The 21,729-nt window shown below is 42.7% G+C and carries 21 protein-coding genes; 3 read left to right on the top strand and 18 right to left on the bottom strand.

Annotated features, from left to right (window positions below):
- Positions 1-3: 3 nt before the first annotated feature.
- From dtd to ACG95_RS06985, 7 genes are all read right to left on the bottom strand, one after another.
- Positions 4-450 carry a D-aminoacyl-tRNA deacylase gene (dtd, locus tag ACG95_RS06955; RefSeq protein ID WP_047999836.1) on the bottom strand — a complete coding sequence of 149 codons (447 nt, stop codon included), beginning with the start codon at positions 448-450 and terminating at the stop codon, positions 4-6.
- A 10-nt stretch (positions 451-460) separates the two neighbouring features.
- A complete protein-coding gene (locus ACG95_RS06960; RefSeq protein WP_047999837.1) occupies positions 461-2,725 on the bottom strand; it encodes a RelA/SpoT family protein in 2,265 nt (754 codons plus the stop codon).
- 80 nt (positions 2,726-2,805) lie between these two features.
- Entirely contained in the window at positions 2,806-3,141 is a 336-nt protein-coding gene (locus tag ACG95_RS06965) for a hypothetical protein (RefSeq protein ID WP_047999838.1), read from the bottom strand.
- 70 nt (positions 3,142-3,211) lie between these two features.
- Entirely contained in the window at positions 3,212-3,964 is a 753-nt protein-coding gene (locus ACG95_RS06970) for a 16S rRNA (uracil(1498)-N(3))-methyltransferase (RefSeq protein ID WP_047999839.1), read from the bottom strand.
- 13 nt (positions 3,965-3,977) lie between these two features.
- The gene (gene prmA, locus ACG95_RS06975; RefSeq protein WP_047999840.1) at positions 3,978-4,928 is read right to left on the bottom strand and encodes a 50S ribosomal protein L11 methyltransferase; all 951 of its coding nucleotides are present in this window, start codon (positions 4,926-4,928) and stop codon (positions 3,978-3,980) included.
- 119 nt (positions 4,929-5,047) lie between these two features.
- The gene (locus tag ACG95_RS06980; protein WP_047999841.1) at positions 5,048-5,686 is read right to left on the bottom strand and encodes a DNA-3-methyladenine glycosylase; all 639 of its coding nucleotides are present in this window, start codon (positions 5,684-5,686) and stop codon (positions 5,048-5,050) included.
- A gap of 60 nt (positions 5,687-5,746) precedes the next feature.
- A complete protein-coding gene (locus ACG95_RS06985; protein WP_047999842.1) occupies positions 5,747-6,034 on the bottom strand; it encodes a hypothetical protein in 288 nt (95 codons plus the stop codon).
- Between the two features lie 254 nt (positions 6,035-6,288).
- Here ACG95_RS06985 and ACG95_RS06990 point away from each other — a divergent pair, with 254 nt between their 5' ends.
- The 3 genes from ACG95_RS06990 (at position 6,289) to ACG95_RS06995 (ending at position 8,188) form a co-directional block, all read left to right on the top strand.
- Positions 6,289-6,579: a hypothetical protein gene (locus tag ACG95_RS06990; RefSeq protein WP_047999843.1), complete on the top strand. Its 291-nt coding sequence runs from the start codon at positions 6,289-6,291 to the stop codon at positions 6,577-6,579.
- A gap of 396 nt (positions 6,580-6,975) precedes the next feature.
- Positions 6,976-7,188: a DUF805 domain-containing protein gene (locus ACG95_RS15005; RefSeq protein WP_420324096.1), complete on the top strand. Its 213-nt coding sequence runs from the start codon at positions 6,976-6,978 to the stop codon at positions 7,186-7,188.
- A 352-nt stretch (positions 7,189-7,540) separates the two neighbouring features.
- Entirely contained in the window at positions 7,541-8,188 is a 648-nt protein-coding gene (locus ACG95_RS06995; protein ID WP_237756472.1) for a hypothetical protein, read from the top strand.
- A 284-nt stretch (positions 8,189-8,472) separates the two neighbouring features.
- On the opposite strand, the gene lepA is transcribed toward ACG95_RS06995, so the two are convergent.
- The 11 genes from lepA to hrcA all read right to left on the bottom strand — a co-directional run bounded on the left by lepA (position 8,473) and on the right by hrcA (position 21,422).
- Positions 8,473-10,308 carry a translation elongation factor 4 gene (gene lepA, locus ACG95_RS07000; protein ID WP_047999844.1) on the bottom strand — a complete coding sequence of 612 codons (1,836 nt, stop codon included), beginning with the start codon at positions 10,306-10,308 and terminating at the stop codon, positions 8,473-8,475.
- A gap of 190 nt (positions 10,309-10,498) precedes the next feature.
- Positions 10,499-11,779 (bottom strand): D-alanyl-lipoteichoic acid biosynthesis protein DltD, encoded by a 1,281-nt coding sequence (gene dltD, locus ACG95_RS07005; protein WP_047999845.1) that lies wholly within the window; start codon positions 11,777-11,779, stop codon positions 10,499-10,501.
- A complete protein-coding gene (dltC, locus tag ACG95_RS07010) occupies positions 11,776-12,018 on the bottom strand; it encodes a D-alanine--poly(phosphoribitol) ligase subunit DltC (RefSeq protein ID WP_152668302.1) in 243 nt (80 codons plus the stop codon). The genes dltD and dltC overlap by 4 nt, the downstream gene beginning before the upstream one ends.
- A gap of 18 nt (positions 12,019-12,036) precedes the next feature.
- Complete coding sequence (gene dltB / locus ACG95_RS07015) at positions 12,037-13,251, bottom strand: D-alanyl-lipoteichoic acid biosynthesis protein DltB (protein ID WP_047999847.1); 1,215 nt, start codon at positions 13,249-13,251, stop codon at positions 12,037-12,039.
- Complete coding sequence (gene dltA, locus ACG95_RS07020) at positions 13,248-14,771, bottom strand: D-alanine--poly(phosphoribitol) ligase subunit DltA (protein WP_047999848.1); 1,524 nt, start codon at positions 14,769-14,771, stop codon at positions 13,248-13,250. Before dltA ends, dltB begins: the two co-directional genes overlap by 4 nt.
- A 42-nt stretch (positions 14,772-14,813) precedes the next feature.
- Complete coding sequence (locus tag ACG95_RS07025) at positions 14,814-14,963, bottom strand: teichoic acid D-Ala incorporation-associated protein DltX (RefSeq protein WP_047999849.1); 150 nt, start codon at positions 14,961-14,963, stop codon at positions 14,814-14,816.
- A gap of 31 nt (positions 14,964-14,994) precedes the next feature.
- Positions 14,995-16,173 (bottom strand): serine hydrolase domain-containing protein, encoded by a 1,179-nt coding sequence (locus ACG95_RS07030; protein WP_047999850.1) that lies wholly within the window; start codon positions 16,171-16,173, stop codon positions 14,995-14,997.
- 429 nt (positions 16,174-16,602) lie between these two features.
- Positions 16,603-17,748 (bottom strand): molecular chaperone DnaJ, encoded by a 1,146-nt coding sequence (dnaJ, locus tag ACG95_RS07035; protein ID WP_047999851.1) that lies wholly within the window; start codon positions 17,746-17,748, stop codon positions 16,603-16,605.
- A gap of 102 nt (positions 17,749-17,850) precedes the next feature.
- Complete coding sequence (dnaK, locus tag ACG95_RS07040; RefSeq protein WP_047999852.1) at positions 17,851-19,713, bottom strand: molecular chaperone DnaK; 1,863 nt, start codon at positions 19,711-19,713, stop codon at positions 17,851-17,853.
- A gap of 42 nt (positions 19,714-19,755) precedes the next feature.
- Positions 19,756-20,358, bottom strand: a complete 603-nt coding sequence (gene grpE, locus ACG95_RS07045; protein WP_047999853.1) for a nucleotide exchange factor GrpE — start codon at positions 20,356-20,358, stop codon at positions 19,756-19,758.
- A 20-nt stretch (positions 20,359-20,378) separates the two neighbouring features.
- Positions 20,379-21,422, bottom strand: a complete 1,044-nt coding sequence (gene hrcA / locus ACG95_RS07050) for a heat-inducible transcriptional repressor HrcA (RefSeq protein WP_047999854.1) — start codon at positions 21,420-21,422, stop codon at positions 20,379-20,381.
- Positions 21,423-21,729: the final 307 nt, after the last annotated feature.

Consider the following 21,729-nt stretch of genomic DNA (forward strand, 5'->3'; position numbering starts at 1 on the left):
GCTTTAACGTTGGTCAGTATCGTAGCATATCGTTACGGGGCCATCGTTCACTAATTCAACTTGCATATCTGCACCGAACTCACCCGTTGCAACGGTTACCCCATTAGACATCAATTGTTGATTAAATGTATCATACAATTGACTAGCCAAATCAGGTTTTCCTGCATCTGTGAAACTAGGCCGATTCCCATGACGCGTATCCGCGTACAACGTAAATTGTGAAATTGATAGAATGGCACCGTTGACTTGCTGAACGTTTAGGTTCATCTTACCAGCATCATCACTAAAGATTCGTAGGTTTAAGATTTTATGAATCACATAATCAAGTTCGGCCTGACCATCACTATCTTGAAAACCAACCAACAACACCAAGCCATGATCGATGGTCCCTTTAACCTGACCATCAATCGTCACTTGGGCATGTTGCGAACGTTGAACAACTACTCGCATGGTCTACCTCCTAAAATAACTTCCGCTCTACAGCGTACAAGTCTTGGACATTCTTCAGACTTTCAACGATTCGTTGCAAATGTTCCAAGTTACGAACACCGATAGAAACGCTAATAATCACCATCTTGTTATGGTCAACTTTACCATTGACGTTCGTCAAGAACTTGGTATTGTTGTTGATCACTTTGAGAACATCGTTTAACATCCCGTTACGGTTGTAACCCTGAATTTCCAAGTCGGTATTGTAGTTAGTCCGATCACCTTCTGGATTTTCCCATTGGACATCGATCAGCCGTTCACCCTGAGCTTCAGCCGCCTTCACGTTAGGACAACCAACCCGGTGCACGGAAACACCGCGCCCTTTGGTAATATACCCGACAATATCATCACCCGGAATCGGTGAACAACAGTGACTGAGCCGGACTAGCAGATTATCGACACCTTGGATAATCACCCCACCAGATGACGAAACCTTTTGCCGCTTACGCTCTTGTTTTTCCTGTTCCTCACTGTGTTCCTGCTTCTTTTTCTTGGTAGTCGGTTCCGCTGGATCAGCTAAAATAGCTTCCTCACGTTCACGTTGACGATCCGCCTCGCGTTGCTTACGAACATCACTCGTCAAACGATTAGCAATACCCACGGGTTGCACATCACCAAAGCCTAGTCCAGCGAACAAGTCATCTTCACTCGCATAGTGCATTTTGTTAGCAACCGAAGCGAGTTTATCCTTAGTCATAATTTCTTTAGGATTAAACTCTAACTCACGTAACTGCTTTTCTAAAATATCGCGACCAGTCACAATGTTCTCTTCACGATCAGCACCACGGAAGAACTGTTTGATCTTGTTGCGGGCACGCCGAGTATAAACTAACTTCTGCCAGTCACGACTAGGGCCCGTTGAACTTGTCGAGGTTAAAATATCGACAATATCACCATTTTTAATCTGGTAGTCCAGCGGCACGATCTTGCCGTTAACTTTGGCTCCGGTCGTATGATTACCAACCTCAGTATGAATTGAGTAAGCCATATCAAGTGGCCCAGCACCCTTAGGTAATTCAGTCACATCACCCTTAGGCGTAAACGCATAGACACGATCACTGAACAGGTCACCTTTAACACCTTCCATAAAATCAGAGGCATCGCGACTCTCATCCTGTAATTCAATAATTTCTTTAACTAAGTTCAGTTTATCACCAGACTGGCTCTCCTGAACCTGATCCTGCTTACCTTCTTTATAAGCCCAATGAGCCGCAACCCCGTATTCAGCAACTCGGTGCATCTCAAAAGTCCGAATTTGAATCTCTAAAGGTTTACCCTCTGGACCAACCACTGTCGTATGCAATGATTGATACATATTGGCCTTAGGCATCGCAATGTAGTCCTTAAAACGACCAGGCATCGGTTTCCACTGGGTGTGGATCGCACCTAATACTGCGTAACAGTCTTTAATCGAATCAACTACGACACGAATTGCCAGTAAATCATACATCTGACTGAACTGTTTATGCTTATCACGCATCTTCTTATAGATTGAATAGATATGCTTAGGCCGACCATAGATCTCAGCATCAGGCAGTTCCAGATCGGTCAAGGCTTTCTGAATATCGTCAATGGCAATTTCAATATACTTTTCACGATCTTCACGCCGCGAGTTCATTAAATGAACAATCCGGTAGTATTGTTGCGGGTTCAAGTAACGCAGCGAAACATCTTCCAGTTCCCACTTGATGGTACTGATCCCTAAACGGTCTGCAATTGGTGCATAAATTTCTAGCGTTTCATTCGCAATCCGCCGCTGTTTGTCTGGACGCAAATGTTGCAACGTCCGCATATTATGCAACCGGTCCGCTAATTTAACGATCATGACGCGAATATCCTTCGACATTGCGAGTAGCAACTTACGGTGATTTTCCGCTAATTGTTCCTTATTGGATTTATAACGAATTTTACCTAGTTTAGTCACACCATCGACGATAACGGCCACGTCATTACCAAATAATTCTTTGACGTCGCCTAATGTGACCCCAGTATCTTCCACAACGTCGTGCAAGAAACCAGAAACAACCGTTTCAGGGTCCATTTTAAGCTCGGCTAATATTCCGGCAACTTGAATCGGATGCATTATATAGGCTTCACCGGATTGCCGGTACTGATCCTTATGCACATAAGTTGCAAAATCACACGCCCGTTTAACAAACGCAACGTGTTCACTGTTCATATACTTTTGAACCATGTCCAGGACATCCTGGGCCGTCCAAGTAGGCTGTTTGGGCATTCTTATCACCACGACTTCCACAAGATTCTATTTAATAAAAGGCACGCGAGTTTCCCACCCAGCGTGCCTTGCCAACCGTTTTAGCTTAAACTTTCGCGGGGACCGGTCAATCCATATGCTAAGTAGGAAATGCCTAAATCGACTAAAGCCAAATAGTAGACATACGTTGGGAAGAACAAATATAGGCCAATAAAACAACCCACTGGGAACAGCCAAACAAGCCATCCCGTTTGAGCCGTCCGGCGAATTTGCCAACCAACTATCGCTGCTAACACAAAATCAACCAGAAATAGTAACCACACGATTTGATGAAACCGACTAATACTAAGTAGCTTCAACAACCAAGGTAGTAACACCCCAACGACAAGCGCAACTAGCCAGTATTGGCCACTAAACTTACGAAATTTTTCCGTCAAACTGAGTCCCTCGCTTACGCTTTATTACAAAATGATTTATGTTAATTATTGTACACCACCGACTACGAAATTACACTAATTCGCACCAAAAAGAAACACTACTTAACAAGTATAGTGGCGCTGTTTCGGCACGCATAATCCGGGGCCCCAAACCAGCCGCAACAATCCCTGAATCCTGTAATTGTTGCACTTCCTGAGGCGTTAAGCCACCTTCTGGACCAAAGATTGCTAACAACCGTTGTGGTGGCGTCATCGTTTTCAAGGTTTGCACTAATTGACTACTTTCACCCTGTTTAGCTGATTCTTCCCACGCAACGATTCCCTGATCATACGAGACATTTGCTAACAAGCTAGTTAAGTCATTCTGATAACTAACCGTTGGAATCATCGTCCGGTGTGACTGTTCGGCCGCACCTTGGGCAATCTTAGCTAACCGTGCCAGTTTGCGATCACGTTTGTTAGCCGCCCACTTGGCAACGGCCCACTGACTGTCATAAAAGACAAAGGCACTGGCGCCCAGTTCGGTTCCACGCTGCACAATCTGTTCCGGCTTATCACCCTTAGATAAGCCACATGCAATCGTCACCGGTAGCGGTAGCTCAACTTGTGGATCAGTAACTGCCGTAACTTGTGCGGTTGCGGTCTGCCCATCGGTTGCCACTAACTTAGCATGAACCACCTGATGTGCTAACGTTACAAATTCTGCTTCATCACCCGGCTGAGCACGCATCACTTTGACCCAGTGTTTAACGGCTTCACCTCCGACAGTAAAGGTCTGCTCAATAGCTGCTTCAATTGGTTGATCTAAAAAATAGCGTTGCATTGACTACCCCTCGCTAATCTTCATCAGTTGGTAAGTAAGCAATGATTCCATGCCAGTCACCCATCTGCGTATGTTGTGTGATTTGGAAACCAGCTTGCTTGATCGTATCTAAAACTAGCTGGAACTTATCGTCAATAATACCTGAAGTAATAAAGTAACCACCACGTTTTAAGTTCTGACGAGCTTGTGGTACCAATGGAATAATAATTTCCGCTAAAATATTAGCGACAATGATGTCCGCTTGCGTATCAATACCAACTAATAAATCGTTAGCCGCTACGTGGATGTCCTTAGCAACTGGATTTAAGTCAAGGTTAGTTTGGGCTGAAGCAACCGCAATATCATCTAAATCATAGGCTTCAACATCGCCGACACCCATGGCCTTAGCCGCGATACTCAAAATACCAGAACCGGTACCAACGTCAATCAAATGCTCGCCACCATTGATCACCGTTTCCAACGCTTGTAAACAGAGTTTAGTGGTTGGATGCGTTCCGGTACCAAAAGCCCGACCCGGATCAAGTCGTAAGACTAATTCACCAGGTTGTTGGACTTGATAGTCTTCCCAGCTAGGTACAATCGTTAAGTACCGGGTTACGCGTACTGGGTGGTAATACTTTTTCCAAGCCGTTGCCCAGTCTTCATCCGACAAGTCCGCCATGCTGACATCATTAGGCTGAGGGTCCAAACCAAATTCTGTTAATTGGCTAACACGCTGCTTAATCGTGGGTAAAATTTCGGGAACAAACACCGTTTCAGGATAATAGGCTGAAATTTGAGCACCACTAGTAATGTGGGGAATCGTGTCTAAATCAATAATTTCACCATAACGATCTGGCTTTAGGTTCTGATAGTCTAAAGCATCATCGATTTTGACACCACTAGCTCCAGCTTCCATTAAAATATTCGAAACTGCTTCAACGGCTTCGTTTGAGGTACTGACCGTAACTTCAGTCCATTTCATAAATATTGCCTCCTAAATGATTTGAATTCATAAAAAAAGCTAAGTCGCCTGCTCGTCGCTTAGCTATCATCTTCTATTTCATAGCTCTAATTATATAACAAGCACACTTGCTTTTACAATTAAACTAAGGGTACCCAGCCATGCTGCTCGTGATCCAATCGACGGCGACTGATGTGAGAAACGAACGGGTTACCCGCCACATAGTACCGTAATGGTGCAGTACTCCACTCACCCTTGTTAACGATACCGATACGTGCAGTTCGTTCAACCAATTGTGGTTGCCGAATTGAGGTCTGCAAATCCAAACTGAGTGGCCCGTCGTCAAGTGACTGACCATTCAAAGTCTTATCCAAACCGAGCGCTTGCATGAGTTTTCCCGGGCCATTAGTCAGGTTAGCCAGTTGAACCGGCCGTTGACGTTGCATCTGGTCTAATCCTTCTACTGGTTCAATCCCTCTAATCAAAACACATTCAGGTACGCCGGCTTTCTGGGTCACAATATTGAGCAAAAACAAGGCTCGCATCTGATAAATGTAAATTGTCCCAGCCGGTTGCCAGAGCGCTTGATTGCGCGCTGTCTGATGATTCTGGTATGCGTGAGCCCCGGCATCCTTAGCACCAAGGTAAGCTTCCGTCTCAGTGATCCACGCTGTTAACATACCAGTTGGTGTTTGCAAACAGAGTTGTTTACCGAGTAACGAGGCCGCAATTTCTGGTGTTGAACGTTGTGTTAAGAATTCAGTTAACTTAGTTGCCACTACTGAAACCTCCTAAACAAAAAGCGGAGCCGACGTATGTCAGCCCCGCAACAGTCTGAATTATAGTTCAGGTGTCTTTTTTGTTAAATGTTTATTTAAATATTTAAGCATTTCGGTTTCATTCTTGAAAATCCGAGGCCGCTTTTGCTTGTGTAACCGAACAGCGATCTCATTGATCTTAATATGTCCAGTCCAAGTATGACTATACTTGACCACAACTCGGTTATTACGGTGCTCCTTACCGAATTTCAACACGTAAACGCTGTCGGGCACCATCAGCGGTCTAATATATGTTTTGTCGTAGTCATAATGTATTGATCGCAGAAACTGTTTCGTGCGTTTTAACATGTCGATGATCTCTCCTTCACAGTGTGAAATTGATTAAATGATAACTTAATTGATTTCAAAGTCCGTTTTATAACTAAATTTAATTATAGCAGACTTTAAACATATAGTGTACCAATTTGCCACTAGTGATACAAGAAACTCGCACTTGGTACCCTATTCTTACGGAGTCCTCATAATTATTTTAGTCGTTTCGTAGGATATGGTAAAATAGTGCTAACGTAGTATCTTTACTGAAATCAAGGGGGATTTTTCTGATGGTATTAATCGAAAAAATTTATCGGCGCGCTCACGATCCATTGACAAGTGTTGATCAAATCGAAAAATTTCAAACAAACGATGGTTACGTCACGGATAACCAAATCTTAGCACGTGAAGTTGGTGCTGACAGCGTTGGTTGTTTTTACAAAAATGAAGAAGGTAAGCGTAACAAAGTTGTTGCTGAACAAGATGATGTTGGCCAATGGCATTTGAAAACAAACGGCACGACTGATCCGGCCACTGACGGCTTATTGCAATTACCACATATGGATAATGTTTGGGGCTAGATTGGCCATAACAACTAATTAAATTTACTTGTCTATAACAATAATCACTATGTCAAAAGATAGCTAGTACGATTGCCTTGTACTAGCTATCTTTCTGTCGCATTTACTTTCAGTGAACATTACCATTACTTTGAAAAGGAATAATTATAAAATGACTCCTCAAGAAAAACGCTTACGAGCTACTTTAAGCCATCGAGAAAAAATAATGATCAATGATATCAGAAACTGATTTTAAAACACTAATAGTTAGCTTAATTGCTGAATACAAACATGTCCAACAAAATAGTCACCAACTGAGTGAGTTTTGTTCTGATAAAAGTTTTAAATTCCAAATATCGTACTTAGAAACACATTTGCAACTTATGGTGACGAGTCCTAAAAAGCAGTCCACTTCATATGCGAACCACGCTAGCCAGCCTAATTTCTAGTGTATTCTCAATCTATTTAATTTTTATTTTTATCATCCGTATCCTTGCACAAATTCGTAGACTTCATGGCAGCGGCTTTTTGTGCCTATTAAATCTATTGCCAGTTGTAGGAAATATCAGTTTATTAATTGTATTAATGCTATCCACAAATTTTAGTTATAAGTATCATGATTATCGTTAGTACTCGACGATAATTTTCTACCTCGAGTTTATAGATACTTTCATATTCAGATATAGTAAAATAACACATGACAACTACACATTTGTTTAGCCAGACGTCCCCTTACAATGAACGCCCACATCCTACTAATTTTGTTAGTCGGCTTTGTTCCAATTGATGACCTCGTTGCCCTGTTCATTCTTATGAAAGCTTTAAAACAACAATATAACTCTGATATTACTTAACGTATTTACAACGCATAATATACACCGCTTTGACCAGCTAGGATGTCGTAAAAAGCTAAAGTTAGGAATAATTCATGGGGATTGTTCTTAAATATTTTGGGGAATCATATTATTTGGAGGAGTTACTTTTGGAAACAATTTCTAGACTTATTTTTTTATTTGCTGTTCTCTCATTCATTTATTTTTTCATGCGCTGGTTGATTAGCCTGGTTAGAAGAAATAATCCCAATAAACATTATGGAAAATATACCCTTATTTCAATAGCAATAACTATATTGTTCTATATGATACTTACGATGGCATTTTCTAGTTCTCAAAAATCAGATACAGCATCAAAACCGGCTTCAAGTGATTCAAGCAAAAAGATAACCAAGGTTGTATCCAAAAAGAAAGAAAGTATCAGTAAAGCAAACTCTATTAAAGCGGCACAAGAATCAGAAAGCAGTTCCACTGCCAAAAAAGAATCTGAGAGCCGCGCCAGTTCAGAATCAATAGCAGAATCTAAGAGTTCTTCCGTAGCTGATTCTGAATCACTTGCTGAAAGTTCTTCTGCTGCCAGCAAAAAATCCCAAGAAGCAAGCCAAACTGATGAAGTTTCTTATACCAAAACTGGCGAGTGGACTGTTGCCGCTTCAGGTATGGTATTCGTATCAGACGCTAACATATACTACACCAGTGTAAAAAATCCTAGTCACTATCAATATATAACACAAAGTGCTGCCGATGCTGCTGGTGATACTATTGCACCACGCGGCAATCAATTTGCACGACCATAAATGAACAGTTTAAATTCTGCACAAATTTTAAGCACGAATAGGTTAATGGTAAAACAGCAGCCTTCAAAGCTGTTAGTTGCGGGTCCGATTATTGATAATTCTGAATAGTTATTAGCTACCTCGTAAACGTCCATCGCCAAGGTTGGGCTGAACAACACACTGAAGTTAAATTTGAATTTTCAAAATCATTTGGATCAAACTCAGCACTAGTCATTCTTCCAGCCACCTAAAAAAAGCAAGCAACTAATCCCAAAAAAGATTAGTTGCTTGCTTTTTAATTTCTATCAGTTCGGCTTTTCTTCCTCGTCAGTCTTAAGAACAGCCATGAACGCTTCCTGAGGGATTTCCACCCGTCCGACAGCCTTCATTCGTTTCTTACCAACTTTTTGCTTCTCAAGTAACTTCATCCGTCGAGTACGGTCACCACCATATAGATGCGCGGTAACGTCCTTCCGGTATGCCTTGATATTGGTACGTGCAATAACCTTAGAACCGATCGTTGCTTGGACCGGAATTTCAAAGTTTTGACGTGGAATAATCGTCTTCAACTTAGACGTAATTTCACGGCCACGTGCTGGTGCAAAATCACGGTGCGCAATAAAGCTCAACGCATCGACTTGATCACCATTCAGCAAGATATCGATCTTAACTAACTCGCTAGCCCGGTAGCCATCTAAGTCGTAGTCCAATGACGCGTAACCACGTGTATTAGATTTGAGTTTATCGAAGAAATCAAAGATGATTTCAGATAACGGCATATAGTAAGTCACGTTAACCCGGTTATTATCAAGATAGGCCATCGTGCCAAACTCACCACGCTTACGTTGGGCAAGTTCCATCACGGCACCAACATATTCATTTGGCACCATAATTTGAGCCTTAACGTATGGTTCGCGAATTTCTTTGATTGCGGAGGCTTCTGGCATTTCAGCAGGATTTTCAACTTGCTTTTGAGTACCATCTGTCATCAAGACATGGTACGTAACGGACGGTGCCGTTGTAATCAGGTCGAGGTTGAATTCCCGTTCCAAACGTTCCTGAACAACATCCATGTGCAATAGACCTAAGAACCCACACCGGAACCCAAAGCCTAACGCCTGTGATGACTCAGCTTCAAATTCAAGCGCTGCATCGTTTAGCTTCAGTTTTTCCAACGCTTCACGTAAGTCGGTAAAACGCGCGTTATCAGTTGGGTAAATCCCTGCGTAAACCATTGGATGCATTTCCCGATAACCCTCTAAAGGCTTATCAGCTGGACGCTTAGCATTCGTCACTGTATCACCGACACGCGTGTCCTGAATATCCTTGATGCTGGCAGTAATGTAACCAACGTCTCCGGCCATCAAGTAATCCCGCGCGATTGGTTTAGGTGAGTTGACCCCAACTTCAGTCACTTCATATTCACTACCACTATTCATCAAACGAATCTTATCGCCAGGTTTAACAATGCCTTCATGCACACGAATACTCAGCACAACGCCACGGTAATCATCATAGATCGAATCAAAGACCAATGCTTTTAGTGGTGCATCTAAATCGCCCTCTGGTGCTGGGATTTTCTGCACAATCTGTTCTAGCAGGTCTTCGATACCGATACCCGCCTTAGCCGAAGCTAAAACGGCATCATCCGCATCAATACCAATATCATCTTCGATTTCTTTGCGAACCTTTTCTGGATCGGCTGATGGCAAATCTATCTTATTGATAACTGGTACGATCTCTAAGTCATCATCAATCGCTAAATAAACGTTCGCTAAGGTTTGTGCTTCGACCCCTTGCGCAGCATCCACGACCAAGACGGCCCCTTCACACGCTGCCAAGCTTCGTGAAACTTCATAGGTGAAATCCACATGTCCTGGTGTATCGATCAAGTGAAAGATGTACGTTTCACCATCATGCGCGTGGTATTGTAACTCAACCGCATTTAACTTGATTGTAATCCCACGTTCACGTTCCAAATCCATCGAATCAAGCACTTGATCCTGCATTTCCCGTTTTGAAATGGTATCCGTCAACTCCAAGATACGATCCGCCAAGGTCGACTTACCGTGATCAATATGGGCGACGATCGAGAAATTACGAATGTGTGCTTGTCGATCCTGCATTGTCCCTTTATCCATTGAATTTCCTACTTTCTTCCTGAGTCCTAATCTATCCAATTATACCAACTAACGCCCACAATCACAATTTTTCTCCCGGAATCATCCTGTAAATGACTTGTTACCAACCGTTCCTATTTATCATTTCAGTTTTAGCCAACAATCAAAAAAGCCGTCCCCACCAAGATGGCCGGAACGACTAACGTAAAACTTATTTAAAACTACTTAAATCACTAGGATTAAGTTGTTGCCAACGTGTTGAGTAGAATTCATCGTTAAGTTGATAATTCAACTTCGTCGTAGTCTTCTTACTCAAGAACGGATTGACCTTCTGATCAACTGCGAGCCAGCCACGCCAGCCCAAGTGAATCGTATCAGTCATGAAGTAGTCCTTACCACCATCCTGCGTCAAGTCCAACACGTTGTTGAAGCCTTGGCTAGATAGTTGGTACTGAATCTTCTTGTCAAACTGACTGATCATATTCATGGACAAGCCAGTATAGTTCGACCACCGTTGGTTAATCGGTGGAATAATGAACAGCACGTCGGTATGCGTCTTAGCAAACTGGTTCAAGACTAACTGGAAGTCCGCAAATTCTGGTGACTTTGTGTAATCAAGCGTTGTCTGTGAATCTTTCAGATGTTTGTAATTACGCTTCAACTGAGCATTCCAGAACTTATTACTGATTTCTAGACTGTTAGAAGTCGTCTGTGATTGACCAATATTACCAGCTAACGTATTCAACTTACTATAGTTGTATTCGGCTGGTAACTGCTGTGCCTGCTTGTTAACCGTGTTCAGATTCTTATTAGAAATCCCGAACCGTGAGAAGAATTCATCCTCACTTCCAAGTACTCGAGCCTTATAGTTAATATAGGCCATTTGAGAACTGGTTGGTTTAAAGCCTGCCGCAACACGGGTTAAAGCCCCTTCTAACACCATATCAGATGAACCGGATGGCATCTGTAGCAATCGTTTGGCAGCGTAACGATCCATGGCCGTATTATGCTCATCTTGCAACCAATCAATCGTTTGCAGTGGTGAGTAATAGTACGAAAAGGCGTCCTTACGCGTTCCTTGGGGAACAAACCATTGTGGCGAAATTACAAAGACAGCCTTCTTATTTGTAATCTGCTTCTTAACCGACTGCATCGCAAAGTATTGGGTCAGTGACTGGGTACCGCGCGCACCGAGCAAGAATGGTCGGTAGTTACGGTTATACTTTTCCGCTAATACGGATGGATGCATTGGATCAAATCGTGACCATTCGGACGAACCGAAGAACGGCACGTAACCATCATCCAACGCCTGCCGCTTAACTAAGCGACCTTTTAAAACGTTAGCTGACAATGAAACGGCAGCGGTCTTCTCGGTGTTCTTAGAGATATAGTTTAATCCGAATGAGAACGGTGAAAGCAGTACGGCCAGTAATAAGACGGCAGCCAGAATAATCGGCCCAAAAATCTTAAAAAGGCGGTTGGAAACTTTCATTGCATGCTCTCGACCTTAGCTACAATTTTTGCCGGTGTGTCCCATTCTGACCGTTGAAATTCTGAGACTGGCACTTCGATACCTAATTGACTTTGTAATTCCAATAAAAGTTGAACAGAACCCATTGAATCTAAGATGCCTTCGTCAAACAAATTAACATCCATATTGCTTGAGACATCTTCCCCGGTTAAATCAGCTAAAATTGCTAAAACTGTTGCTTTTGTATCATCCATTATTATGACGCTCCCTTATAATTTTTATAGATGGGCTGCGAAGAACAGCTTGTCGAGAAAGCCTGAGAAGATCAAGAAACTGAAACAAACCACGTTAAACGTTAGGAAAATCGCAAAGTATTCCGTGAATTTGTTAGAAGGAATCTGATCTCTATGCTTCTTCTTATAACGTAGCCAGGCATCGTTGACGACCATTGCTAGCCCATGGAATAACCCATAAACGATGTAGTACCACGTTTCCCCGTGCCAAAAACCCATAATCAACATATTAATGACGTAACAAACATTCGCCGTTGTAATCCGGCTCTTAAAGACCTTGTGCTTCATTAAGAAGAACACTAACCGCATGTAGATGAAATCACGGAACCAGAATGAAAGCGTCATATGCCAACGATTCCAGAAGTCTTTGATATTCTTTGACTTAAATGGCTGATTAAAGTTCATTGGTGTTTCAACACCCATCAGGTAACTGACCCCAACGGCAAACAAACTGTAACCGGCAAAGTCAAAGAACAAGTACATACTGTAGATGTACATGACACCAAGCAACGACCACGAAAGGCCATGTGCTTGTAAAGCAGCGTGTTCAACAACGGGCAACATCCGCGTCCCGAATACATACGCAATCAAGAATTTGTATAAGAACCCAAGAAAGACGTAGTGAACACCCTTTTCAACCAAGCCCAAATACTTCTCACGGGTTGGCACACTATCGTAGTCCTTAACGAACCGGCGATAACGGTCAATTGGCCCAGAAGAAATGGTTGGGAAGAATAGTAAGAACTGTCCAAATAACACTGGATGAAATTCTTTGATGACCCCATCACGAGTTTCCATGATGGTTTGGACAACTTTAAACGTCAAATACGAAATCCCAAGAAAACCAATAATTGAAGTCTTCCCGTGGGCAACAGCGGGTGTAATCTTAACCACCGCTAAGGGAATAATTGCCAAGATGACGCTGACGACGAAGACCCACCCTTTATTCGGGGAATCTGGCCGCTGGCGATACTTGGAATACAACCACACGAGCAGGATTTGATAGACGAGGTAAATGATCAGTGCAATCCCGGTATGCCACTTATTGCCACCAAACGTCAGCATTAGGAAGACAAATGTCACTAATGATTCGTAAAGGTGTGAGCGACGACCGAATAGCAAACCAATCATTAATGGTAACAACGCGATAAAGAGCAGCACAAAGTACGTTGGGTTACCATACGGGTCAAAAGACATCATTCTGGATTGACCTCTTTAATGATCGACTTGACATCAATTTTACCGTTAGGCGTTAATGGCAAGCTGGTCTGATAAACGAACCGTTGCGGAATCATGTATTCCATCATCATTCCTTGAAGGTCCTTTTTAATTGCCGTCGTCAGTGCAAATGCACTTTCAAAGTCATTTTCCTTTGGAACGACGTAAGCAATCATTTGTGTTACTTTGTGCTCTTTATCATATTTTGGTACGGCCACAGCTTGTTCAATATGCTGTTGTTGGGCCAAGAAGTGGTTAACTTCTTCCAGTTCAATCCGGTAACCGTGCATCTTGATCTGGAAATCGACCCGACCACGGTAACGGAATAAACCATCATCGTCCATCGTACCAATATCACCAGAATGGTAAGCACGTTGACCATCTAATTCAAAGAAAGCATTCGCAGTCTTTTCAGGATTATTCAAGTAACCCTTTGAAACGGATGGGCCAGCGATGATTAATTCACCTTCCGTACCGTTAGCAACTGGTTCGCCGTTCTCATCAACAACTAACATCTGCGTATCAGCTTTAACATAACCGATTGGTAACCGATCGTACTTAGCTAATGCGTCATCAGTAATTTCTACTTGCGTCACAGCAACACAAGTTTCAGTTGGACCATACGTATTGAAGATCCGGGCTGCTGGGAAACGTTTTTTGAGTGTTGCAGCTGTTTTATGCGTTAATTCTTCACCACAGAACAAGAAGTGCGTCAAACTTGGTAAGTTTTCTGCATTAAACTTCGGTTCTAACAAGCAGATATCCATAAAGGATGGTGTCGAAACCCACACGTTAATTGGCAACGTTGGTAAGGCCGCAAATAACTGTTTGAAATCATCAGTTACTGCTTTTGGTAATGCGTAGAGCGTCCCACCTAGTGCTAAGGTTGGGTACACATCCATTACGGATAAATCAAACGAGTATGGTGGTTGGGACAATGAGTTTGGTTGTGCTGGTAACCCAAAGTCATCACTCAACATCCAGTCAACGTAACTGACTAAGTTGTCGTGGCTGATCTGAACCCCTTTAGGCTTGCCAGTCGTTCCAGAAGTAAAGATAATGTAGTAATCATCGTCACCACTGACTGCGTGATCGGCCGTATAATCAACTGGCGTTGCAAAGATTGCTGCCAATTGATCTGAGGTAATAACAGGTGTTGAACCCACACCCGTTGGTAAATCAACAACCGCAATCGCAGCTGCTGGTTCCGCAATTTCATTGATCATCGTTAACCGTTCGTTGGGCGAATGCGTATCAATTGGAATGTATGCCCGTCCAGACTTAACGACCCCTAGGAAAGTGGCGATCATTTCAAACGTTTGACCACCAAAAACAATAATGGGTGCGTCTGGCAAGTCCAGTGTATCGATATGAGCAGCTAACGCGTCAGAATATGCTTTCAGTTCTGCGTAAGTATGCTTGGTACCCTGCACATCATAGACAACCTTATCTGGCTGCGTGCGTGCGTAATCATCAATTGTTGCGATGAGATTTTTTGTCATAATTAAGATTCCCCCCAAACAATAGTGCCGTTGCGTTCATCATTAGAATTCATTGTAAATAAATTTCGCTTGATTCATCCCACTATAACCATACAGATAAACCAAAGCTAACATGATAGCAAAGTATAATACCGTGAGCGCAATGAAGTGAACGACTGGCCGTTGAAACCAGACTTTCAATTTTGCGAACATGCCATCACCTCCTCCAATTGTGTCTTATTCATTATTTAAGTTGACCATTCATTAAACCGACAAACATTTTATTGGCCGCACTCTCAATACTAGCAGAATCTCGATAATAATTACTTAGTAAGACAAAACCAGTCTTACCATCCGGTGACAAGTGCACGTCGGATTCATAGCCATAACCGATACCATGAGAACGAACGCCATTATCGAGATTATAGATTCCACCACCATAATGACCAGTTGCTGTTGGTGTGTGCAGAATTGCAACGCTTTTCTTAGAAAGTAGTTGACCTTTCAAGATTGCACTCTCCGCTTTAAACAGATCGCCAGCACTCATATAGACTTGCCCAGTTCCTAACTCATTGGCCATTTCTGACGTACTTTCAGACGCTTCTTGATCATAAGTAGCGTTGACCTGACTAGCTGATGCTTGTTGATACCCCAATGTCGCGTTACTCCCTAGACCCTTGATGACAAACCCAGTATGCTTTAAATCTAGCTTTTCAATAATATTTTTCGTAAAGAAATCCTGGTAAGATTTGCCAGTCACCTTACGGATAATCCCTGCCAACAATAAAAAGTTAACTGAAGAATAATTGAAACTTCCATCTTTGTCCGGATAGTAATCTAAGTGGTCTACAGCGTAGTTAACAACCTGATTTTCCGCTAACGTATCTTTAGAACCATCGTTAAGCCGGTAACCGGTCGTCATATCCAATAGTTGACGAATCGTTGTTTCCCGTCCGGATTTAATCGTTGGGTAATACTTAGTAATAGGATCCGTTAACTTCATCTTACCAGCCTGAACCAACTGCATGATACCAATCGCAGTAAACGACTTTTGAATCGACAAAATCTGATACTTAGAAGCCGGACCGTTCAATTGATTAGAACCCTTGTCAGCATACCCAAATCCTTTTTGATACATAACACGATTATTCTTGACCACCAAAGCTGTTCCAACAAAGTGTACTTGCTTCAAGGTCTTAGTAATCTGCTCATTTGCACCAGTGGATTTTGAAAACTGTTGCTGATTAACCTGCTGACTAATCTTGGCTTTCTGTTGAGCAGCTTTTTTGGCTGCTGTCTTTTTTTCTCGCTGTACCTTAGCAATCTTAGCTTGCTGATTGACGTGATGCACATAATAGCCACCACCAGCACCCAGAACCAATATTGCCAACAAAATCATTGTTAAAAGTTTACTTCGTTTCACAATTTTAACTTCCCCACTAGTTTATTGATTACGAACTGATTGCCGTCATTAACTAATGTCGTTAACGGTACGTTAAGTTCAATCATAATTCTAGCAATCTTCATGATTTATACACATTTCCCACGTGAAAAGAACAAAAAGCTGCCCATACGTTCACTATTACGATTCCTTTGTAACGGTTTTGTAACATTACCGTTAAAACCTGTCCGTACCTAAGCGTAATTACCTACCTCCTTGATTAATTCTAGCACTGGCAATCATCTCAAGGATAAGATAACGAAACTGTTCGCACAAAATTACCCAAACTGAAAAGTTACTTAATAAACAGTCACATTTGTTTTACAGCCACACAAAAACCGGACTGCCGCAATCAACAATTGATTACACAGTCCGGTTTTTGATGTACAACGCTGTAATACTTAACTTAGCTTAAACGCCGCGCAGTTTATCAAATAGTGAGCTCTTACCATTGCCAGCTACCGTCTTACCGCTAGTTTTGGCAAACGTCTTAAGCGCTTCTTTTTGATTCTTGTTCAGATGAGTTGGGGTTTCAATATTAACCGTCACCCGTTCATCACCCATACCATTGCCACGTAAGCGTGGTGCACCCTTACCGCGTAAACGGAAGGTCGTTCCAGTCTGAGTTCCGGCTGGAATCTTGAGCTTAACATCACCGTGAACCGTCTTAACTTCAACTTCATCACCCAATGCAGCTTGCACAAAATCAATTGGTAATTTGAAGTAGATAGTTGCGCCATCGCGTTCAAATTCTTTGCTTGGTTCGACCCTAAAGATAATGAATAAATCACCGTAAGGGCCACCGTTAGTCCCAGCTTCACCTTGATTTTGAAGACGCATCTGTTGGCCTTCTTCAACCCCGGCAGGAACCGTTACTTTGATTGAGTGACTCTGTTCTGTATGACCAGAACCGCCACAAGTCGCACACTTGTCTTTGATTTCCTTACCAGTACCATGACATACGTCACAGACCTGTTGGCTCATCATCCGACCAAGTGGGGTATTCGTTTGAACTTGAATATAGCCGGCCCCTTGACACTTAGAACAAGTGACGGGCGATGTCCCTGGTTTAGCACCAGAGCCAGCACACGTGCCACACTGTTCCTCACGATTGTAAGTGATCGTAGTCTTCTTACCAAAAATGGCATCTTCAAACTTCAATGTCATTTCATACTGTAAGTCACGTCCCTGTTGCGGCGCAGTAGGGTTGGCACGACGCGAACCGCCACCACCGCCGCCAAAGAATGAACTGAAGATATCTTCAAAACCGCCGCCACCGCCGCCAAAACCACCGAAGTCTTGACCGCCGAAACCGCCAGCACCACCGAAGCCCTGTTGACCACCGGTTGAGCCGAATTGGTCATATTGAGACCGCTTCTGTGGGTCACCAAGCGTTTCATACGCTTCATTGACATCTTTAAACTTTTCTTCCGCACCAGGTTCGTGGTTCAAATCGGGATGGTACTTCTTTGAAAGTTTACGGTACGCTTTCTTAATTTCATCCTGACTGGCGTCTTTTTCAACGCCCAGAACTTTGTATAAGTCTTGTTCTGCCATTGCAACCTCCTAATGAACCTTACTTAAGTCTCATTAATACTAGCATATTTGATGCAAAAAGGCCAAAGCCGCGTGGCCTTGGCCTTTTTGTTTAAACCAGTATTACTTCTTATCTTTATCTAAGTCTTCGAAGTCACCGTCGACCGTGTTGTCATCATCGCTCTTGCTTTGATCAGCACCATCAGTTGCGTTGCCATCAGCACCAGCTTCGGCACCCTGTGCTTCTTGCGCTTGTTGGTATAACTTAACTGATAAGTCTTGCACGAGCTTGTTCAAATCGTCTTTTTTAGCTTTCATTTCTTCAGTATTGTTATCATCTTGGGCCTTCTTCAATGCATCACGTGCATCTTGAGCCTGTTTGATTTCATCTTCAGAAACTTTGCCGTCAAGTTCCTTCAACGTCTTGTCAGTCGTAAAGATCAATTGGTCAACTTCATTCTTCAAGTCAACTTCTTCTTTACGCTTCTTATCGGCGTCTTCATTTTCCTTGGCTTCTTTAACCATTTGATCAATTTCTTCGTCAGATAAGCCCGTAGAACTCTTAATGGTAATCTTTTGTTCTTTATTAGTTCCCATATCCTTAGCAGATACGTTAACGATCCCGTTCTTATCAATATCGAACTTAACTTCGATTTGAGGAACGCCACGTGGTGCAGCAGGAATATCGGTCAATTGGAAACGACCCAATGTCTTGTTATCAGCAGCCATTGGACGTTCACCTTGTAAGACGTGAATATCAACGGCAGGTTGATTATCAGCGGCCGTACTGAAGACCTGTGACTTGCTGGTTGGAATCGTCGTGTTACGATCGATTAATTGAGTGAAGACCCCACCCATGGTTTCAATACCAAGTGAAAGTGGTGTAACGTCAAGTAAAACGATATCCTTAACATCACCGGTGATAACCCCACCTTGAACAGCGGCACCTAAAGCAACAGCTTCGTCAGGGTTGATTGAGTGGTTAGATTCCTTACCAGTCCACTTTTCAACAGCTTCTTGAACGGCTGGAATTCGAGTTGAACCACCATTTAAGATGACAACGTCTAAGTCGCTAGCTGACATGTTAGCATCCTTTAAGGCGTTTTCAACAGGAATCCGAGTCCGTTCAACAAGGTCAGCTGTCAATTCATTGAACTTAGCACGTGATAACGTGGTTTCCATATGCAATGGACCGCTAGCACCGGCTGAGATAAATGGTAAGCTGATTTGGGCTTCAGAAATCCCTGAAAGGTCCTTCTTAGCTTTTTCAGCAGCATCCTTCAAACGTTGTAAAGCCATCTTATCTTTTGATAAGTCAACGCCATTGTCAGCCTTAAAGCTGGCAACTAACCAATCGATGATCTTTTGGTCAAAGTCATCACCACCAAGGCGAGTATCACCATTCGTTGATAAGACTTCAAAGACACCGTCGCCTAATTCCAAGATGGAAACATCAAAAGTACCACCACCAAGGTCATAAACAAGGATCTTTTCGTCCTTGTCAGTCTTGTCCAAACCGTAAGCTAAAGCTGCAGCCGTTGGTTCGTTGATGATCCGTTCGATTTCCAAACCGGCAATCTTACCAGCGTCTTTAGTTGCTTGACGTTGAGCATCGTTAAAGTATGCTGGAACGGTAACAACAGCCTTTTCAACCGTATCACCAAGGTAATCTTCAGCGAAGCCCTTGATGTATTGTAAGATCATTGCTGAAACTTGTTGAGGGGTATAGTCTTTCCCTTCAATATCAACGGTGTAACCAGCTTCACCCATGTGACGCTTGATTGAAGAAACCGTGTTAGGGTTGGTGATTGCTTGTCGTTTAGCAACTTCACCGACTTGTGTTTCGCCATCTTTGAAAGCGACAACTGAAGGAACCGTCCGGCCGCCTTCTGGAGTTGTGATGATTTTAGGTTCGTTACCTTCGAGAACTGCTACTGCAGAGTTAGTAGTTCCGAGGTCAATCCCAATAATTTTATTACTTGCCATAAATTAATAAACCTCTTTTTAAATTATTTTTTTAGTTTAGTTTTATTGTGCGACAACAACCATGGCTGGACGTAAGGTCCGGTCCTTCAAAAGGTAACCCTTTTGTAAGACCTGAACAACCGTGTCAGCCGCATGGTCATCATCAACTGGTACAGTTTGAACTGCCTGATGAACATTTGGATCAAACTTTTCGCCATCAGCTGGTACTTCGGTCACACCGTGATTTTTCAAGGCTGTTTGTAAATGACCGTAAACCCTCTCAACACCCTTTTGCAGTTGTTGAGCCGCTGATTCGTCAGCTTCAGTTGCGAGGGCCCGTTCCAAGTTATCTAAAACGGGAAGCACGTCCTTAGCTAAGGCCTGACCATCATATTTAATCATGGCCGCTTGTTCCTTCTTATTACGATTTTGCATGTTGGCAATTTCAGCCTGTGCACGTAACAACTGGTCATCTTTTTGACCTAGCTGAGCTTTTAAATCAATAATTTGTTGGTCACGGGGATCAACTGCTGTTTGTTCAGTAGTTGATTCATCCGTGGTACCAGCTGCCTGCGTTGTTTCACTGGCAGCTGAAGTTGTCGTATCGGTCTCAGTCGAAGCTACTTGTTCTTCTTCTGCTGCCGTTTGCGTTGATTTTTTTGCCAATGTTTTCATCTCCCTGTCCGTCACTCGTCAAAGTACCGGTAATAGTCTAATAATTTGCCAGCTAGTTCACGCTGGAACGCGCCCATCAGTCCGATCATCCGTGAATATGGCATTGCTGTTGGTCCTAGTAGGGCAATCACACCCTGACCGTGCTGGTCAACGTCATACGTTGCGGTGATTAAACTGTAGTTTTTCAACAAATCGTTGGTGATCTCGTTACCGATACGCACTTGGATATGCTGACCAGGTGAACCAATCACACTAGCCAAACTGTCCGTTTGATCAAGTAATGAGTAAAGTGATTGCAATTCTTTCGGGCTCTGTTGGTCAGTATAATTGAATAAATTCAACTTACCACCCACGTAGAACCGTTCGGAAGCTGCCTTGGACAACACCCTACCAAAAATATCAACGAACCCGTCTGGATCACGCAAATACTTTGCGAGTTTTAACGGAATCTCTTGATTTAATTGGCGGAAGACGTCTTGTAACGGCAGGCCCACTAATTGATCATCGATAAAACGAACAACTGGCTCCAGCTCATCACCCGTGATATCGTTAGGAATGGTGAACGTTTGATTTTCAACGTCGCCATTATTCGTCACTAGAATCGCCATCACTTGATGATTACCTAATGGCACTAAGCGAAAGCCACTCAATCGACTGTCTTTCAACTCTGGTCGCAACGTAAACGTCGTATAACTTGTCAATTGTGACAAAATATCCGCCGATTGCGCGACGATCTCATCGATTTTATGAAATTCGCCACCCAACGAGTGTTGAATCACTTTTAGATCCTTATTATCAACCTTTTCAGGTTTCAAAATGTGATCGACATAGTAACGATACCCTTTAATCGATGGCATGCGTCCCGATGATAAATGAGTCTTTACAATCAAGCCCAAGTCTTCCAATCGAGCCATTTCGTTACGAATAGTCGCCGAACTGACCTTAGTTGGTAATTCCTGAACTAGTGATTTAGACCCCACCGGATTACCACCCTCGGTATAGTCACGAACAATCGCCTTTAAAATCAGACTTTGTCGTTCAGTTAACGTGATCATCACCTCTTTTTAGCACTTAACTTAATGGAGTGCTAATACAATTACTAATATAACAACCACCCTGACGAAAGTCAAGGAAAGACAAAGTATTTTAGGAAAAGAATGCCGGTAAATCACGCATAGAAACTCACTACAATAATCATCCCATTGATAGTTATTTCTGAGATTTTTTAGCACTCTTTATCTACGAGTGCTAATATACACCCTCCCATTATTGTTTGCAACTCGCAGGCCTAAAATAATTAAAAAATATCTCATAATAGTCAGATTTTGATATCTGCTCATTATGAGATACTTTTGATATTCT

The organism is Lactiplantibacillus herbarum (genome assembly GCF_001039045.1).
Classification (GTDB): Bacteria; Bacillota; Bacilli; order Lactobacillales; family Lactobacillaceae; genus Lactiplantibacillus; species Lactiplantibacillus herbarum.

Excerpts from the sequence above, each read along its gene's own strand:
- dtd (WP_047999836.1), bottom strand. The coding sequence starts at position 450 with ATGCGAGTAGTTGTTCAACGTTCGCAACATGCCCAAGTGACGATTGAT.
- prmA (WP_047999840.1), bottom strand. The coding sequence starts at position 4,928 with ATGAAATGGACTGAAGTTACGGTCAGTACCTCAAACGAAGCCGTTGAA.
- ACG95_RS06990 (WP_047999843.1), top strand. The coding sequence starts at position 6,289 with ATGGTATTAATCGAAAAAATTTATCGGCGCGCTCACGATCCATTGACA.
- lepA (WP_047999844.1), bottom strand. The coding sequence starts at position 10,308 with ATGGATAAAGGGACAATGCAGGATCGACAAGCACACATTCGTAATTTC.
- ACG95_RS07025 (WP_047999849.1), bottom strand. The coding sequence starts at position 14,963 with ATGTTCGCAAAATTGAAAGTCTGGTTTCAACGGCCAGTCGTTCACTTC.
- dltA (WP_047999848.1), bottom strand. The coding sequence starts at position 14,771 with ATGACAAAAAATCTCATCGCAACAATTGATGATTACGCACGCACGCAG.
- ACG95_RS06985 (WP_047999842.1), bottom strand. The coding sequence starts at position 6,034 with ATGTTAAAACGCACGAAACAGTTTCTGCGATCAATACATTATGACTAC.
- hrcA (WP_047999854.1), bottom strand. The coding sequence starts at position 21,422 with ATGATCACGTTAACTGAACGACAAAGTCTGATTTTAAAGGCGATTGTT.
- dnaK (WP_047999852.1), bottom strand. The coding sequence starts at position 19,713 with ATGGCAAGTAATAAAATTATTGGGATTGACCTCGGAACTACTAACTCT.
- ACG95_RS15005 (WP_420324096.1), top strand. The coding sequence starts at position 6,976 with ATGCGAACCACGCTAGCCAGCCTAATTTCTAGTGTATTCTCAATCTAT.
- dltB (WP_047999847.1), bottom strand. The coding sequence starts at position 13,251 with ATGATGTCTTTTGACCCGTATGGTAACCCAACGTACTTTGTGCTGCTC.
- dltD (WP_047999845.1), bottom strand. The coding sequence starts at position 11,779 with ATGAAAGTTTCCAACCGCCTTTTTAAGATTTTTGGGCCGATTATTCTG.
- ACG95_RS06970 (WP_047999839.1), bottom strand. The coding sequence starts at position 3,964 with ATGCAACGCTATTTTTTAGATCAACCAATTGAAGCAGCTATTGAGCAG.
- dnaJ (WP_047999851.1), bottom strand. The coding sequence starts at position 17,748 with ATGGCAGAACAAGACTTATACAAAGTTCTGGGCGTTGAAAAAGACGCC.
- ACG95_RS06960 (WP_047999837.1), bottom strand. The coding sequence starts at position 2,725 with ATGCCCAAACAGCCTACTTGGACGGCCCAGGATGTCCTGGACATGGTT.